Raw genomic sequence first — 15,611 nt, forward strand, 5'->3', positions numbered from 1 at the left:
CCCCTTGCTAGATGTGAACAATTTTGAGTATATGAACATCGGTCTTGCTTCACCAGATAAAATCCGTTCATGGTCTTTTGGTGAAGTGAAAAAGCCTGAAACGATAAACTATCGTACGTTAAAACCTGAAAAGGACGGTCTATTCTGCGAACGCATTTTCGGACCGACTAAGGACTGGGAATGTCATTGCGGGAAGTACAAGCGAGTTCGTTATAAAGGCGTAGTTTGTGACCGCTGCGGAGTCGAAGTAACACGGGCTAAAGTCCGTCGTGAGAGAATGGGGCACATTGAACTGGCTGCCCCAGTTTCCCACATTTGGTATTTCAAAGGTATTCCAAGCCGTATGGGTCTTGTGCTGGATATGTCACCTCGTGCTTTAGAAGAAGTCATTTACTTTGCTTCTTACGTTGTAACTGATCCGGCGAATACACCGCTTGAAAAGAAACAGCTTCTGTCTGAGAAAGAATACCGTGCTTATCTTGATAAATACGGTAATAAATTCCAAGCATCTATGGGTGCTGAAGCAATTCATAAACTTCTTCAAGATATCGATCTTGTAAAAGAAGTTGATATGTTAAAAGAAGAGCTGAAAACTTCACAAGGACAACGCCGTACTCGTGCGATCAAACGTCTTGAAGTTTTAGAAGCCTTCCGTAACTCAGGAAACAAGCCTTCTTGGATGATCCTTGATGTGCTTCCTGTTATTCCTCCGGAGCTTAGACCGATGGTTCAGCTAGATGGCGGACGTTTTGCGACTTCTGATTTGAATGACCTTTATCGTCGTGTCATCAACCGTAACAATCGTTTGAAACGCCTTTTGGACCTTGGTGCGCCTAGCATCATCGTTCAAAACGAAAAGCGTATGCTTCAAGAGGCTGTCGATGCCCTAATTGACAACGGCCGCCGCGGACGCCCTGTAACAGGTCCTGGAAACAGACCGTTAAAATCTCTTTCTCACATGCTGAAAGGGAAGCAAGGCCGTTTCCGTCAAAACCTTCTTGGTAAACGTGTCGATTACTCCGGACGTTCTGTAATCGTTGTTGGTCCTCATTTGAAAATGTACCAATGCGGATTACCGAAGGAAATGGCACTTGAACTTTTCAAACCTTTCGTTATGAAAGAACTTGTTGAAAAAGGTCTTGCTCACAACATTAAGAGTGCGAAACGCAAAATTGAGCGCGTACAGCCTGAAGTTTGGGATGTACTAGAATCAGTTATTAAGGAGCATCCGGTACTGCTGAACCGTGCCCCTACACTTCACAGATTAGGTATCCAGGCGTTTGAACCAACGCTTGTTGAAGGACGCGCAATCCGTCTTCACCCGCTCGTATGTACAGCTTACAACGCTGACTTTGACGGTGACCAAATGGCGGTTCACGTACCATTATCTGCTGAAGCACAAGCTGAAGCACGCATCTTGATGCTTGCTGCTCAAAACATCTTGAACCCTAAAGATGGTAAACCGGTTGTAACACCGTCTCAGGATATGGTACTAGGTAACTATTACCTGACACTTGAGCGTGCCGGTGCTGTCGGTGAAGGTATGGTCTTCAAGAATACAGACGAAGCGCTTCTTGCTTATCAAAACGGATATGTTCACCTTCATACGAGAGTAGCTGTTGCAGCTAACTCACTTAAGAATGTGACATTTACCGAAGAACAGCGCTCAAAATTGTTAATTACAACTGTCGGTAAGCTTGTCTTCAATGAAATTCTTCCGGAATCATTCCCTTACATGAATGAACCAACGAAGAGCAACATTGAAGAGAAAACACCTGACCGTTTCTTCTTAGAAAAAGGTGCTGATGTTAAAGCTGTTATCGCACAGCAGCCAATCAATGCGCCGTTTAAAAAAGGCATTCTGGGTAAAATCATCGCGGAAATCTTTAAACGATTCCATATTACGGAAACGTCTAAAATGCTTGACCGCATGAAAAACCTAGGTTTCAAATATTCAACTAAAGCTGGTATTACAGTTGGGGTTTCTGACATCGTCGTACTCGATGATAAACAAGAAATTCTTGAGGAAGCGCAAAGCAAAGTTGACAACGTTATGAAGCAATTCCGCCGCGGTCTTATCACTGAAGAAGAACGCTATGAGAGAGTCATCTCTATCTGGAGTGCTGCAAAAGACGTTATCCAAGGCAAACTGATGAAATCACTTGATGAACTCAACCCGATCTACATGATGAGTGACTCTGGTGCCCGTGGTAACGCATCTAACTTTACGCAGCTTGCCGGAATGCGCGGCCTGATGGCCAACCCGGCTGGACGTATCATTGAGTTGCCGATCAAATCAAGTTTCCGTGAAGGTCTGACAGTATTGGAGTACTTTATCTCCACACACGGTGCGCGTAAAGGTCTTGCCGATACCGCTCTTAAAACTGCTGACTCAGGTTACCTTACACGCCGTCTCGTTGACGTTGCTCAGGATGTTATCATCCGTGAAACTGATTGCGGAACTGACCGAGGCATTCTTGCTAAGCCTCTTAAAGAAGGAACTGAAACAATTGAGCGCTTAGAAGAACGCTTAATCGGACGTTTTGCAAGAAAACAAGTGAAGCACCCTGAAACAGGTGAAGTGCTTGTGAATGAAAACGAACTGATCGATGAAGATAAAGCACTGGAGATTGTCGAAGCCGGCATTGAAGAAGTGTGGATCCGTTCTGCCTTCACATGTAATACGCCTCATGGTGTATGTAAACGATGCTATGGCCGAAATCTTGCAACTGGCTCCGATGTTGAAGTCGGTGAAGCTGTCGGAATCATTGCTGCCCAATCAATCGGTGAGCCTGGTACACAGTTAACAATGCGTACATTCCATACAGGCGGGGTTGCCGGAGACGATATCACACAGGGTCTTCCGCGTATCCAAGAGCTTTTCGAAGCGCGTAATCCGAAAGGTCAGGCAACAATTACAGAAATCGACGGTACAGTCGTTGAGATCAATGAAGTTCGTGATAAGCAACAGGAAATTGTGGTTCAAGGCGCAGTGGAAACACGTTCTTATACGGCACCTTACAACTCCCGCCTGAAAGTAGCGGAAGGAGATAAAATTACTCGAGGCCAAGTACTGACAGAAGGTTCAATCGATCCGAAAGAACTTCTTAAAGTGACTGACCTGACGACTGTTCAAGAGTATCTTCTCCATGAGGTTCAAAAGGTTTACCGTATGCAGGGTGTTGAAATCGGTGATAAACACGTAGAAGTAATGGTTCGCCAGATGCTTCGCAAAGTACGCGTGATTGATGCCGGTGACACTGATGTGCTTCCAGGTACATTGCTTGATATTCACCAATTTACTGAAGCGAACAAAAAGGTATTGCTTGAAGGCAACCGACCAGCTACAGGCCGTCCTGTCTTACTCGGTATTACAAAAGCATCTCTTGAAACTGATTCATTCTTATCTGCTGCTTCCTTCCAGGAAACAACACGTGTCCTTACAGATGCAGCGATCAAAGGTAAGCGTGACGAGCTTCTCGGCTTGAAAGAGAATGTTATCATCGGTAAGCTTGTTCCAGCAGGTACAGGAATGATGAAATACCGTAAAGTAAAACCAGTATCAAATGTTCAGCCGACTGACGATATGGTCCCGGTTGAATAACTGATTTAACTCTGCTGAAAGACTGCAAAAACAGTCTTTCAGCAGATATATTTATGAAAAAGTCACTCTATGAGAAGAACGAATCTAAAAAATGTCATACCTTGTTGACATTCGTCTCCTAGAATGATAATATAACCAAGGTGCTCGAAATAAACCTGTTACTTTGGAGGATATGTTTATGTCTTATGATAAAGTATCACAGGCCAAATCAATTATTATTGGTACGAAGCAAACAGTGAAAGCTCTAAAGCGAGGTTCAGTAAAGGAAGTAGTCGTTGCAAAAGACGCAGATCCGATACTCACGTCAAGTGTTGTTTCACTTGCTGAAGATCAAGGTATCTCTGTCTCAATGGTTGAATCCATGAAAAAGCTCGGCAAAGCCTGCGGAATTGAGGTAGGAGCAGCCGCTGTTGCCATTATTTTATAACGTACTTTTGTTTTTGCGTAAGATTCCATCTTGTGTAAAGACATTGTTTTTTGCCTTTTGATGAACCACCTGGGTATGTGGGTTATAAAACGTAATGAAGGGAGGAAAAATTCATGCCTACAATTAATCAGCTAATTCGCAAAGGACGCGTGAGTAAAGTAGAAAACTCAAAGTCTCCTGCACTTAACAAAGGATACAACAGCTTTAAAAAAGAGCACACTAACGTATCTTCTCCACAAAAACGCGGGGTATGTACTCGTGTTGGTACAATGACACCGAAAAAACCGAACTCAGCACTTCGTAAATATGCTCGTGTTCGTTTGACTAACGGAATCGAGGTTACTGCTTACATTCCTGGTATCGGTCACAACCTGCAAGAGCACAGTGTTGTACTTATCCGCGGCGGACGTGTAAAAGACTTACCAGGGGTACGTTACCACATCGTTCGTGGTGCGCTTGATACTGCTGGAGTTGAAAACCGTGCACAAGGCCGTTCTAAATACGGTACGAAAAAACCTAAAGCAAAATAATATACGAAAATACGCATAATTGATGAAGGGAGGATATTCAGATGCCACGTAAAGGTCCTGTAGCAAAAAGAGATGTTTTACCTGATCCGATTTACAACTCTAAGCTTGTATCTCGTTTAATCAACAAAATGATGATCGATGGTAAAAAAGGTAAGTCTCAAACGATCCTATACAAGTCATTCGATATCATTAAAGAACGTACTGGCAATGATGCAATGGAGGTTTTCGAACAAGCATTGAAAAACATCATGCCTGTACTTGAAGTAAAAGCACGCCGTGTAGGTGGTGCGAACTACCAAGTTCCTGTAGAAGTTCGTCCTGAACGTCGTACGACTCTTGGACTTCGCTGGTTAGTTAACTACGCTCGTCTTCGTGGAGAAAAAACGATGGAAGAGCGTTTAGCTAACGAAATCCTTGACGCAGCTAACAACACTGGTGCTGCTGTTAAGAAACGTGAAGACACTCATAAGATGGCTGAAGCAAACAAAGCATTTGCTCACTATCGCTGGTAGGATTTATAGATTAACAAAACACAATTTCCTAATAAGGAAGGAGAAATTACCCAATGGCAAGAGAGTTCTCCTTAGAAAAAACTCGTAATATCGGTATCATGGCTCACATCGATGCCGGTAAAACGACTACTACAGAACGTATCTTGTTCTATACTGGTCGTATCCACAAAATTGGTGAAACTCATGAAGGAGCTTCACAAATGGACTGGATGGAGCAGGAACAAGAACGTGGTATCACAATCACTTCCGCTGCGACTACTGCACAGTGGAAAGGATACCGCGTAAACATCATCGATACTCCAGGACACGTAGACTTCACAGTTGAAGTTGAACGTTCTCTTCGTGTACTTGATGGTGCTGTTGCTGTACTTGACGCGCAATCAGGCGTTGAGCCTCAAACAGAAACTGTTTGGCGTCAGGCAACAACTTATGGAGTACCGCGTATCGTTTTTGTTAACAAAATGGACAAAATCGGTGCAGACTTCCTTTACTCTGTAGGAACTTTAAGAGACCGTCTTCAAGCAAACGCTCATGCAATTCAATTGCCGATCGGTGCTGAAGATAACTTCGAAGGTATCATTGACCTTGTAGAAAACGTTGCGTATTTCTACGAAGATGACCTCGGAACTCGTTCTGATGCAAAAGAAATCCCTGAAGAGTACAAAGAGCAAGCTGAAGAGCTTCGCAACAGCCTTATTGAAGCTGTATGTGAGCTTGATGAAGAGCTTATGGATAAGTACCTTGAGGGTGAAGAAATCACAATTGACGAGTTAAAAGCAGGAATTCGTAAAGGTACATTAAATGTTGAATTCTACCCTGTTCTTGTTGGTTCTGCCTTCAAAAACAAAGGTGTTCAACTAGTACTTGATGCTGTTCTTGACTACCTTCCTGCACCAACTGACGTTGCTGCAATCAAAGGTACACGTCCTGATACAAATGAAGAGATTGAGCGTCATTCTTCTGACGAAGAGCCATTCTCTGCATTAGCATTTAAAGTTATGACTGACCCTTACGTTGGTAAGTTGACGTTCTTCCGTGTGTACTCTGGAACACTTGATTCTGGTTCATACGTGAAAAACTCTACTAAAGGCAAACGTGAGCGTGTTGGACGTATTCTTCAAATGCACGCTAACAGCCGTGAAGAAATCTCTACTGTATACGCAGGGGATATCGCAGCTGCTGTAGGTCTAAAAGATACAACTACTGGAGATACTCTATGTGATGAGAAGGATCTTGTTATCCTTGAGTCAATGGAATTCCCAGAACCAGTTATCGACGTTGCTATTGAGCCTAAATCAAAAGCTGACCAAGATAAAATGGGTATCGCTTTAGCGAAACTTGCTGAAGAAGATCCTACATTCCGTACTCAAACAAACCCAGAAACTGGCCAAACGATCATCTCTGGTATGGGTGAACTTCACCTTGATATCATTGTTGACCGTATGAAACGCGAATTTAAAGTAGAAGCCAATGTTGGTGCTCCTCAAGTTGCGTACCGTGAAACATTCCGTACCGGTGCAAAAGTTGAAGGTAAATTCGTACGTCAGTCTGGTGGACGCGGTCAGTTCGGACACGTTTGGATCGAATTCGAACCAAACGAAGAAGGCGCTGGCTTTGAATTTGAAAATGCGATTGTCGGTGGGGTCGTTCCTCGTGAATACATCCCAGCTGTTCAAGCAGGTCTGGAAGATGCACTCGAAAATGGTGTACTAGCAGGCTTCCCGCTTATCGACATTAAAGCTAAACTTTTCGACGGTTCTTACCATGATGTTGACTCAAACGAAATGGCATTTAAAGTCGCTGCTTCTATGGCATTGAAAAATGCAGTCAGCAAATGTAACCCAGTTCTTCTTGAACCAATCATGAAAGTGGAAGTGGTTATTCCAGAAGAATATATGGGAGATATCATGGGTGATATCACTTCACGTCGCGGACGCGTAGAAGGTATGGAAGCACGCGGTAACGCTCAAGTTGTTCGTGCTATGGTTCCTCTTGCTGAAATGTTCGGTTACGCTACTGCACTTCGTTCTAATACGCAAGGTCGCGGTACGTTCACTATGCACATGGATCACTACGAAGAAGTGCCGAAGAGCGTCGCAGAAGAAATTATCAAAAAAAATAAAGGCGAATAATTGATTTTGCCGCTTAACTCAAGTATAACTACTATTGTAAGATGAGGAAGTGAAAGCTTTCTTTCACTTCCTATCACTCTATACATTACTAATTAAAAGCTCTTAAGGAGGATTTTAGAATGGCTAAAGAAAAATTCGACCGTTCCAAATCACATGCCAATATTGGTACAATTGGACACGTTGACCATGGTAAAACAACTTTAACTGCTGCTATCACAACAGTACTTCATAAGAAATCTGGTAAAGGTACAGCTATGGCGTACGATCAAATTGATGGTGCTCCAGAAGAACGCGAGCGCGGTATCACAATCTCTACTGCACACGTTGAGTACGAAACTGAAACTCGTCACTATGCACACGTTGACTGCCCAGGACACGCTGACTATGTTAAAAACATGATCACTGGTGCTGCGCAAATGGACGGAGCTATCCTTGTAGTATCTGCTGCTGATGGCCCAATGCCACAAACTCGTGAGCACATCCTTCTTTCTAAAAACGTTGGTGTACCATACATCGTTGTATTCTTAAACAAATGCGACATGGTAGACGACGAAGAGCTTCTTGAACTAGTTGAAATGGAAGTTCGCGATCTTCTTAGCGAATACGACTTCCCTGGTGATGATGTACCAGTTGTTAAAGGTTCTGCTCTTAAAGCTCTTGAAGGAGACGCTGAGTGGGAAGCTAAAATCTTCGAACTTATGGATGCGGTTGATGAGTACATCCCAACTCCAGAACGCGACACTGAAAAACCATTCATGATGCCAGTTGAGGACGTATTCTCAATCACTGGTCGTGGTACAGTTGCTACTGGCCGTGTAGAACGCGGACAAGTTAAAGTCGGTGACGAAGTTGAAATCATCGGTCTTCAAGAAGAGAACAAGAAAACAACTGTTACAGGTGTTGAAATGTTCCGTAAGCTTCTTGATTACGCTGAAGCTGGTGACAACATTGGTGCCCTTCTTCGGGGTGTATCTCGTGAAGAAATCCAACGTGGTCAAGTACTTGCTAAACCAGGTACAATCACTCCACACAGCAAATTCAAAGCTGAAGTTTACGTTCTTTCTAAAGAAGAGGGTGGACGTCATACTCCATTCTTCTCTAACTACCGTCCTCAGTTCTACTTCCGTACAACTGACGTAACTGGTATCATCCATCTTCCAGAAGGCGTAGAAATGGTTATGCCTGGAGATAACACTGAAATGAACGTTGAACTTATTTCTACAATCGCTATCGAAGAAGGAACTCGTTTCTCTATTCGTGAAGGCGGACGTACTGTTGGTTCAGGCGTTGTTTCTACAATCACTGAGTAATAGTATGGTTTTAAACGAGACCCCTGTGGGTCTCGTTTTTTGTTTGCTTATCTTTTTCTTGTATAATAGGATCTATCATATTCGAGGGGTTAATATTTATGATTCCTGAAAAGAAATCAATCGCAATCATGAAAGAACTAAGCATTGGAAATACAAAGCAAATGCTGATGATTAATGGAGTTGACGTGAAAAATCCATTGCTGCTTTTTTTACATGGCGGGCCGGGAACGCCGCAAATCGGATATGTTAGACATTATCAAAAAGAGCTGGAACAGTATTTTACAGTAGTTCATTGGGATCAGAGAGGATCGGGGCTTTCTTATTCTAAGCGAATTTCGCATCACTCTATGACAATAAATCACTTCATTAAAGATACAATCCAAGTCACTCAATGGCTTTTAGCTCATTTTTCAAAATCAAAACTTTACCTAGCCGGTCATTCTTGGGGATCAATACTGGCGCTTCATGTGCTGCAGCAGCGTCCTGATTTATTTTACACGTATTATGGAATCAGCCAGGTTGTTAACCCGCAAGATGAAGAATCAACTGCTTATCAACATATTCGTGAAATTTCCGAATCAAAAAAAGCCAGCATATTATCTTTCCTTACACGTTTCATTGGTGCTCCGCCTTGGAAGCAGGATATCCAGCACCTTATCTATCGGTTTTGTGTTGAGCTAACCAGGGGAGGATTCACTCACCGTCATCGTCAATCTCTCGCTGTATTATTTCAAATGCTTACTGGCAATGAGTATGGAGTGCGGAACATGCACAGCTTCCTTAATGGATTGCGCTTCAGTAAAAAACATTTAACTGATGAGTTGTACCGGTTTAATGCTTTTACATCAGTTCCTTCTATTAAAGTACCGTGTGTTTTCATTTCAGGGAAACATGACTTAATTGTTCCTGCAGAAATATCGAAACAGTATTATCAAGAACTTGAGGCACCTGAAAAGCGCTGGTTTCAATTTGAGAATTCAGCTCACACCCCGCATATTGAGGAGCCATCATTATTCGCGAACACATTAAGTCGGCATGCACGACACCATTTATGATAGATCCTTGATAAATAAGAAAAACCCCTGTATAATAAAAAAAGTGTGCAAATCATGCATATTTTAAATAAGTCTTGCAACATGCGCCTATTTTCTGTATAATGGTGTATGTTGGTCTTTGACTGCGATGAAGTGAGAGGTTGCTGACACACCCGGCCGCTTTGCCATGGCAAGGTGTTCAGGTTTTTCTCACGGAGAACTGTCTAACGTGATGTAGGCGAAAAGGAGGGAAAATAATGGCAAAACAAAAAATTCGTATTCGTTTGAAAGCATATGATCATAGAATCCTTGATCAATCTGCAGAGAAGATTGTTGAAACGGCAAAACGTTCTGGTGCCAGCGTATCTGGTCCGATTCCGTTGCCAACTGAAAAATCAGTTTACACAATCCTTCGTGCGGTGCACAAATACAAAGATTCTCGTGAGCAATTTGAAATGCGTACACATAAACGTTTAATCGACATTGTGAACCCAACACCACAAACTGTTGATGCTCTTATGCGATTAGACTTACCATCTGGTGTCGATATCGAAATTAAACTTTAATTCTAAAATATAGAATGATCTTAATAGGAGGTGTGACGAATGACCAAAGGAATCTTAGGAAGAAAAATTGGTATGACGCAAGTATTCGCTGAGAATGGTGATCTTATTCCGGTAACTGTTATCGAGGCTGCTCCAAACGTTGTTCTTCAAAAGAAAACAGCTGAAAACGACGGTTACGAAGCAATCCAGCTTGGTTTTGACGACAAGCGTGAAAAGCTTTCTAACAAACCTGAAAAAGGGCACGTTGCAAAAGCGGAAACTGCTCCTAAGCGCTTCGTTAAAGAATTACGCGGAGTGGAAATGGATGCGTATGAAGTTGGTCAGGAAGTCAAGGTTGAAATTTTCTCTGCTGGAGAAATCGTAGATGTAACAGGAGTATCTAAAGGTAAAGGTTTCCAAGGTGCGATCAAGCGCCACGGACAATCTCGCGGACCTATGTCTCACGGTTCACGCTACCACCGTCGTCCTGGTTCAATGGGACCTGTAGATCCTAACCGTGTATTCAAAGGTAAATTATTACCTGGACGTATGGGCGGAGAGCAAATCACTGTTCAAAACCTTGAAATCGTAAAAGTTGATGCAGAACGCAATCTTCTTTTGATCAAAGGTAACGTACCTGGTGCGAAGAAATCTTTAATCACTGTTAAAAGTGCTGTTAAATCTAAATAATTCTCTTAGGAAAGGAGGAAATTGATTATGCCAAAAGTAGCATTATACAACCAAAACGGTTCTACTGCTGGTGACATCGAATTAAACGCTTCTGTATTTGGTATCGAACCAAATGAGAGTGTTGTATTCGACGCTATTCTTATGCAAAGAGCTTCCTTACGTCAAGGAACTCACAAAGTAAAAAATCGTTCTGAAGTACGCGGCGGAGGTCGTAAACCATGGCGTCAAAAAGGTACTGGACGTGCCCGTCAAGGTTCAATCCGTTCACCGCAATGGCGCGGAGGTGGTGTCGTATTCGGCCCAACACCACGCAGCTATTCTTATAAATTACCTAAAAAAGTTCGCCGCTTGGCAATCAAATCAGTATTGTCTTCTAAAGTGATCGACAACAACATCATCGTTCTTGAAGATCTTACTCTTGATACGGCTAAAACAAAAGAAATGGCAGCTATCCTTAAAGGATTATCTGTTGAGAAAAAAGCTTTAATCGTAACTGCGGATGCAAACGAAGCAGTAGCATTATCTGCTCGTAACATTCCTGGAGTTACTGTTGTTGAAGCTAACGGAATCAACGTTTTAGACGTTGTCAACCACGAGAAGCTTCTGATTACAAAAGCAGCGGTTGAAAAAGTAGAGGAGGTGCTTGCATAATGAAAGATCCTCGTGATGTTCTAAAGCGCCCCGTCATTACTGAACGTTCTGCCGATTTAATGACTGAAAAAAAATATACTTTTGAAGTTGATGTAAGAGCTAACAAAACAGAAGTGAAAGACGCGGTTGAAAGCATCTTTGGAGTGAAAGTTGACAAAGTCAACATCATGAACTACAAAGGCAAATCAAAACGTGTTGGACGCTACACTGGTATGACTAGCCGTCGCAGAAAAGCGATCGTAAAACTTACTGCAGACAGCAAAGAAATCGAAATTTTTGAAGCTTAATTATCTGTAAAAAGAAGGAGGGAAATTCAAAATGGCGATTAAAAAGTATAAACCGACCTCTAATGGACGTCGTGGCATGACAACTTCAGATTTTGCTGAAATCACGACTGACAAGCCGGAAAAATCCTTGCTTGCTCCCCTTCACAAAAAAGGCGGACGTAACAACCAAGGTAAATTGACTGTACGTCACCAAGGTGGCGGACATAAACGCCAATACCGTGTTATCGACTTCAAACGCGATAAAGATGGTATACCTGGACGCGTTGCTACAGTTGAATACGATCCAAACCGTTCAGCTAACATCGCTCTAATCAACTATGCAGACGGAGAAAAACGTTACATTCTTGCTCCTAAAGGAATTCAAGTAGGTACTGAAATCATGTCAGGTCCTGAAGCTGACATTAAAGTAGGTAATGCACTTCCACTTATCAACATCCCTGTTGGTACAGTTGTGCATAACATTGAATTAAAACCTGGTAAAGGCGGACAGCTTGTACGTTCAGCTGGTACATCTGCTCAGGTTCTTGGTAAAGAAGGTAAATACGTTCTTGTACGTCTTAACTCTGGTGAAGTTCGCATGATCCTTTCTGCTTGCCGTGCTTCTATCGGTCAAGTAGGTAACGAACAGCACGAACTTATCAACATTGGTAAAGCTGGACGTTCTCGCTGGAAAGGCATCCGTCCTACAGTTCGTGGTTCTGTAATGAACCCTAACGATCACCCACACGGTGGTGGTGAAGGACGTGCGCCAATCGGACGTAAATCACCAATGTCTCCATGGGGCAAACCAACTCTTGGATTCAAGACTCGTAAGAAAAAGAACAAATCCGATAAATTTATCGTACGTCGTCGTAAAAATAAATAACGGGGTTGTCTACGGTTCTTTTCGGACCGTAGTGCAATCACGAAGGGAGGTTCCAAAATGGCTCGCAGCTTAAAAAAAGGACCATTTGTCGATGGACACTTGATGACTAAAATCGAGAAATTAAATGAAACAGACAAGAAACAAGTCGTAAAAACTTGGTCTCGTCGTTCTACTATTTTCCCACAGTTTATTGGTCACACAATCGCAGTCTATGACGGACGTAAACACGTGCCTGTATTCATCTCTGAAGATATGGTAGGGCACAAGTTGGGTGAATTCGCTCCAACTCGTACGTACAAAGGTCATGCTAGTGATGACAAAAAAACAAGACGCTAAGAGAGGAGGCTTTTAAATGCAAGCTAAAGCTGTTGCAAGAACAGTCCGTATTGCTCCTCGTAAAGCACGTCTAGTAATGGACCTGATTCGAGGCAAGCAAGTAGGTGAGGCAGTATCAATCTTGAACCTTACACCAAGAGCTGCTTCTCCAATTATCGAGAAAGTATTAAAATCCGCTATTGCAAATGCTGAGCATAACTATGAAATGGACGCTAACAACCTGGTTATTTCTCAAGCATTCGTTGACGAAGGCCCTACGTTAAAAAGATTCCGCCCACGTGCTATGGGACGTGCGAGCCAAATCAACAAACGTACGAGCCACATTACAATCGTTGTATCAGAAAAGAAGGAGGGATAAGTAGTGGGTCAAAAGGTAAATCCAGTCGGTCTTCGTATCGGAGTCATTCGTGATTGGGAATCTAAGTGGTACGCTGGTAAAGATTACGCTGACTTCCTGCACGAAGATTTAAAAATTCGTGAATACATTAGCAAACGCCTTTCTGACGCTTCTGTTTCTAAAGTAGAAATTGAGCGTGCAGCAAACCGCGTTAACATTACGATCCACACAGCTAAGCCTGGTATGGTTATCGGTAAAGGCGGTTCTGAAGTCGAAGCACTTCGCAAAGCCCTTAACAGCCTTACTGGCAAGCGTGTACACATTAACATTCTTGAAATCAAAAGAGCAGATCTTGATGCACAGCTAGTTGCTGACAACATCGCTCGTCAATTAGAAAACCGTGTTTCTTTCCGCCGTGCGCAGAAACAACAAATCCAACGTACTATGCGTGCTGGAGCACAAGGTGTGAAAACAATGGTTTCTGGTCGTCTTGGCGGTGCAGATATCGCTCGTTCTGAATACTACAGTGAAGGAACTGTTCCATTGCACACATTACGTGCGGACATTGACTATGCAACATCTGAAGCTGATACTACTTACGGTAAGCTTGGTGTAAAAGTCTGGATCTATCGTGGAGAGGTTCTTCCTACTAAGAAGAAAAATGAGGAAGGAGGAAAATAATATGTTATTACCAAAACGCGTTAAATATCGCAGAGAGCATCGCGGAAAAATGCGTGGCCGTGCGAAAGGCGGTACTGAAGTACATTTCGGAGAATTCGGTATCCAAGCTCTAGAAGCTTCTTGGATTACTAACCGTCAAATCGAAGCTGCACGTATTGCGATGACTCGTTACATGAAACGTGGCGGTAAAGTTTGGATCAAAATTTTCCCTTCTAAACCTTACACTGCTAAACCACTTGAGGTACGTATGGGATCCGGTAAAGGGGCTCCAGAAGGTTGGGTAGCTGTTGTAAAACCGGGCAAAGTTTTATTTGAAATTTCTGGTGTGTCTGAAGAGGTTGCTCGTGAAGCGCTTCGCCTTGCATCTCACAAATTGCCAATTAAAACGAAGTTCGTAAAACGTGAAGAAATTGGTGGTGAATCAAATGAAAGCTAATGAAATTCGTGACCTTACCACTGCTGAAATTGAACAAAAAGTAAAGTCTCTTAAAGAAGAACTTTTCAATCTTCGCTTTCAATTAGCGACAGGACAACTTGAAAATACTGCTCGCATTCGTGAAGTGCGCAAAGCTATCGCGCGCATGAAAACTGTGATTCGTGAAAGAGAAATTGCTGCTAATAAATAATCACTGAGGGGAGGTCGTGAGCATGAGCGAACGTAACCAACGCAAAGTTTACCAAGGCCGTGTTGTTTCTGACAAAATGGATAAAACCATTACTGTTGTTGTTGAGACATACAAAAAACATACACTTTACGGTAAACGCGTAAAATACTCAAAAAAATTCAAAGCACATGATGAAAATAATCAAGCTAAAATCGGTGACATCGTTAAGATCATGGAAACTCGTCCATTGTCTGCAACTAAGCGTTTCCGTCTAGTTGAAGTTGTCGAAGAAGCTGTTATTATCTAATAAAGTTCGGAATTCTTTTTCCGAAGGGAGGTAACAAATAATGATTCAACAAGAGACTCGTTTAAAAGTAGCTGACAACTCTGGCGCACGTGAAGTACTTACTATTAAAGTTCTTGGTGGTTCTGGACGTAAAACAGCTAACATTGGTGATGTAATTGTTTGCACGGTTAAACAAGCAACACCAGGAGGCGTTGTCAAAAAAGGTGAAGTCGTAAAAGCTGTTATCGTTCGCACTAAAAGCGGAGCGCGCAGAAGTGACGGTTCATACATCAGCTTCGATGAGAATGCATGTGTTATCATCCGTGACGACAAGAGCCCACGCGGAACTCGTATCTTCGGACCAGTTGCTCGTGAATTGCGTGAAAACAACTTTATGAAAATTGTTTCTCTAGCTCCAGAAGTTATCTAATTGAAATAAATGCCTTACTCAAGGAGGTGCGATCAGGATGCATGTAAAAAAAGGCGATAAAGTTATGGTTATCTCTGGTAAAGATAAAGGCAAACAAGGAACAATCCTTGCTGCTTTCCCTAAAAAGGACCGCGTTTTAGTTGAAGGTGTTAACATGGTAAAGAAACACTCTAAACCAACTCAAGCTAACCCTCAAGGCGGTATTTCTAATCAAGAGGCGCCAATTCATGTATCAAACGTTATGCCGCTCGATCCTAAAACAGGTGAAGTGACTCGCGTAGGATACAAAGTGGAAGATGGCAAAAAAGTTCGTGTAGCAAAAAAATCTGGGCAAGTTCTAGATAAATAG

20 protein-coding genes are annotated in these 15,611 nt (G+C 42.6%); all 20 read left to right on the forward strand.

All coding sequences use genetic code 11. From position 1 onward, the window contains the following. Positions 1-4 precede the first annotated feature (4 nt). The 20 genes from rpoC (at position 5) to rplX (ending at position 15,611) form a co-directional block, all read left to right on the forward strand. The gene (gene rpoC, locus NST22_RS00685) at positions 5-3,604 is read left to right on the forward strand and encodes a DNA-directed RNA polymerase subunit beta' (RefSeq protein ID WP_004399688.1); all 3,600 of its coding nucleotides are present in this window, start codon (positions 5-7) and stop codon (positions 3,602-3,604) included. A gap of 178 nt (positions 3,605-3,782) precedes the next feature. Further along, on the forward strand, positions 3,783-4,031 hold the full coding sequence (locus NST22_RS00690) for a 50S ribosomal protein L7ae-like protein (protein WP_003225778.1): 249 nt from the start codon (positions 3,783-3,785) through the stop codon (positions 4,029-4,031). A gap of 113 nt (positions 4,032-4,144) precedes the next feature. After that, a complete protein-coding gene (rpsL, locus tag NST22_RS00695) occupies positions 4,145-4,561 on the forward strand; it encodes a 30S ribosomal protein S12 (protein ID WP_003225781.1) in 417 nt (138 codons plus the stop codon). Positions 4,562-4,602: 41 nt separating this feature from the next. Next, the gene (gene rpsG / locus NST22_RS00700; protein ID WP_003225784.1) at positions 4,603-5,073 is read left to right on the forward strand and encodes a 30S ribosomal protein S7; all 471 of its coding nucleotides are present in this window, start codon (positions 4,603-4,605) and stop codon (positions 5,071-5,073) included. A gap of 53 nt (positions 5,074-5,126) precedes the next feature. After that, positions 5,127-7,205: an elongation factor G gene (gene fusA / locus NST22_RS00705; RefSeq protein WP_003235056.1), complete on the forward strand. Its 2,079-nt coding sequence runs from the start codon at positions 5,127-5,129 to the stop codon at positions 7,203-7,205. Between the two features lie 119 nt (positions 7,206-7,324). Further along, entirely contained in the window at positions 7,325-8,515 is a 1,191-nt protein-coding gene (tuf, locus tag NST22_RS00710) for an elongation factor Tu (RefSeq protein ID WP_003235058.1), read from the forward strand. A gap of 98 nt (positions 8,516-8,613) precedes the next feature. Then, on the forward strand, positions 8,614-9,570 hold the full coding sequence (locus tag NST22_RS00715; RefSeq protein ID WP_003235060.1) for an alpha/beta hydrolase: 957 nt from the start codon (positions 8,614-8,616) through the stop codon (positions 9,568-9,570). A 236-nt stretch (positions 9,571-9,806) separates the two neighbouring features. Next, positions 9,807-10,115 (forward strand): 30S ribosomal protein S10, encoded by a 309-nt coding sequence (rpsJ, locus tag NST22_RS00720; RefSeq protein WP_003156464.1) that lies wholly within the window; start codon positions 9,807-9,809, stop codon positions 10,113-10,115. A 39-nt stretch (positions 10,116-10,154) separates the two neighbouring features. Continuing rightward, entirely contained in the window at positions 10,155-10,784 is a 630-nt protein-coding gene (rplC, locus tag NST22_RS00725) for a 50S ribosomal protein L3 (RefSeq protein WP_004399671.1), read from the forward strand. 27 nt (positions 10,785-10,811) lie between these two features. Further along, complete coding sequence (gene rplD / locus NST22_RS00730) at positions 10,812-11,435, forward strand: 50S ribosomal protein L4 (protein ID WP_004399658.1); 624 nt, start codon at positions 10,812-10,814, stop codon at positions 11,433-11,435. After that, the gene (rplW, locus tag NST22_RS00735) at positions 11,435-11,722 is read left to right on the forward strand and encodes a 50S ribosomal protein L23 (RefSeq protein WP_003156467.1); all 288 of its coding nucleotides are present in this window, start codon (positions 11,435-11,437) and stop codon (positions 11,720-11,722) included. The genes rplD and rplW overlap by 1 nt, the downstream gene beginning before the upstream one ends. 31 nt (positions 11,723-11,753) lie before the next feature. Then, on the forward strand, positions 11,754-12,587 hold the full coding sequence (rplB, locus tag NST22_RS00740; RefSeq protein WP_003225795.1) for a 50S ribosomal protein L2: 834 nt from the start codon (positions 11,754-11,756) through the stop codon (positions 12,585-12,587). A 57-nt stretch (positions 12,588-12,644) separates the two neighbouring features. Beyond that, positions 12,645-12,923: a 30S ribosomal protein S19 gene (gene rpsS / locus NST22_RS00745; RefSeq protein WP_003156472.1), complete on the forward strand. Its 279-nt coding sequence runs from the start codon at positions 12,645-12,647 to the stop codon at positions 12,921-12,923. 16 nt (positions 12,924-12,939) lie between these two features. After that, positions 12,940-13,281: a 50S ribosomal protein L22 gene (gene rplV, locus NST22_RS00750; RefSeq protein ID WP_003156475.1), complete on the forward strand. Its 342-nt coding sequence runs from the start codon at positions 12,940-12,942 to the stop codon at positions 13,279-13,281. Positions 13,282-13,284: 3 nt separating this feature from the next. Next, the gene (gene rpsC, locus NST22_RS00755) at positions 13,285-13,941 is read left to right on the forward strand and encodes a 30S ribosomal protein S3 (RefSeq protein ID WP_003235068.1); all 657 of its coding nucleotides are present in this window, start codon (positions 13,285-13,287) and stop codon (positions 13,939-13,941) included. A gap of 1 nt (position 13,942) precedes the next feature. Next, positions 13,943-14,377, forward strand: a complete 435-nt coding sequence (gene rplP / locus NST22_RS00760; protein WP_003225801.1) for a 50S ribosomal protein L16 — start codon at positions 13,943-13,945, stop codon at positions 14,375-14,377. Next, positions 14,367-14,567: a 50S ribosomal protein L29 gene (rpmC, locus tag NST22_RS00765; protein ID WP_003156482.1), complete on the forward strand. Its 201-nt coding sequence runs from the start codon at positions 14,367-14,369 to the stop codon at positions 14,565-14,567. Before rplP ends, rpmC begins: the two co-directional genes overlap by 11 nt. A gap of 22 nt (positions 14,568-14,589) precedes the next feature. Beyond that, on the forward strand, positions 14,590-14,853 hold the full coding sequence (gene rpsQ / locus NST22_RS00770) for a 30S ribosomal protein S17 (protein WP_003225804.1): 264 nt from the start codon (positions 14,590-14,592) through the stop codon (positions 14,851-14,853). Positions 14,854-14,893: 40 nt separating this feature from the next. Further along, positions 14,894-15,262, forward strand: a complete 369-nt coding sequence (gene rplN, locus NST22_RS00775) for a 50S ribosomal protein L14 (protein ID WP_003225805.1) — start codon at positions 14,894-14,896, stop codon at positions 15,260-15,262. Positions 15,263-15,299: 37 nt separating this feature from the next. After that, positions 15,300-15,611 carry a 50S ribosomal protein L24 gene (rplX, locus tag NST22_RS00780; protein ID WP_003156486.1) on the forward strand — a complete coding sequence of 104 codons (312 nt, stop codon included), beginning with the start codon at positions 15,300-15,302 and terminating at the stop codon, positions 15,609-15,611.

It is taken from the genome of Bacillus sp. PS237, from assembly GCF_037963345.1.
In the GTDB taxonomy this organism is placed as follows: domain Bacteria; phylum Bacillota; class Bacilli; order Bacillales; family Bacillaceae; genus Bacillus; species Bacillus subtilis.

Excerpts from the sequence above, each read along its gene's own strand:
- NST22_RS00690 (WP_003225778.1), top strand. The coding sequence starts at position 3,783 with ATGTCTTATGATAAAGTATCACAGGCCAAATCAATTATTATTGGTACG.
- rpsL (WP_003225781.1), top strand. The coding sequence starts at position 4,145 with ATGCCTACAATTAATCAGCTAATTCGCAAAGGACGCGTGAGTAAAGTA.
- rpsG (WP_003225784.1), top strand. The coding sequence starts at position 4,603 with ATGCCACGTAAAGGTCCTGTAGCAAAAAGAGATGTTTTACCTGATCCG.
- fusA (WP_003235056.1), top strand. The coding sequence starts at position 5,127 with ATGGCAAGAGAGTTCTCCTTAGAAAAAACTCGTAATATCGGTATCATG.
- tuf (WP_003235058.1), top strand. The coding sequence starts at position 7,325 with ATGGCTAAAGAAAAATTCGACCGTTCCAAATCACATGCCAATATTGGT.
- NST22_RS00715 (WP_003235060.1), top strand. The coding sequence starts at position 8,614 with ATGATTCCTGAAAAGAAATCAATCGCAATCATGAAAGAACTAAGCATT.
- rpsJ (WP_003156464.1), top strand. The coding sequence starts at position 9,807 with ATGGCAAAACAAAAAATTCGTATTCGTTTGAAAGCATATGATCATAGA.
- rplC (WP_004399671.1), top strand. The coding sequence starts at position 10,155 with ATGACCAAAGGAATCTTAGGAAGAAAAATTGGTATGACGCAAGTATTC.
- rplD (WP_004399658.1), top strand. The coding sequence starts at position 10,812 with ATGCCAAAAGTAGCATTATACAACCAAAACGGTTCTACTGCTGGTGAC.
- rplW (WP_003156467.1), top strand. The coding sequence starts at position 11,435 with ATGAAAGATCCTCGTGATGTTCTAAAGCGCCCCGTCATTACTGAACGT.
- rplB (WP_003225795.1), top strand. The coding sequence starts at position 11,754 with ATGGCGATTAAAAAGTATAAACCGACCTCTAATGGACGTCGTGGCATG.
- rpsS (WP_003156472.1), top strand. The coding sequence starts at position 12,645 with ATGGCTCGCAGCTTAAAAAAAGGACCATTTGTCGATGGACACTTGATG.
- rplV (WP_003156475.1), top strand. The coding sequence starts at position 12,940 with ATGCAAGCTAAAGCTGTTGCAAGAACAGTCCGTATTGCTCCTCGTAAA.
- rplP (WP_003225801.1), top strand. The coding sequence starts at position 13,943 with ATGTTATTACCAAAACGCGTTAAATATCGCAGAGAGCATCGCGGAAAA.
- rpmC (WP_003156482.1), top strand. The coding sequence starts at position 14,367 with ATGAAAGCTAATGAAATTCGTGACCTTACCACTGCTGAAATTGAACAA.
- rpsQ (WP_003225804.1), top strand. The coding sequence starts at position 14,590 with ATGAGCGAACGTAACCAACGCAAAGTTTACCAAGGCCGTGTTGTTTCT.
- rplN (WP_003225805.1), top strand. The coding sequence starts at position 14,894 with ATGATTCAACAAGAGACTCGTTTAAAAGTAGCTGACAACTCTGGCGCA.
- rplX (WP_003156486.1), top strand. The coding sequence starts at position 15,300 with ATGCATGTAAAAAAAGGCGATAAAGTTATGGTTATCTCTGGTAAAGAT.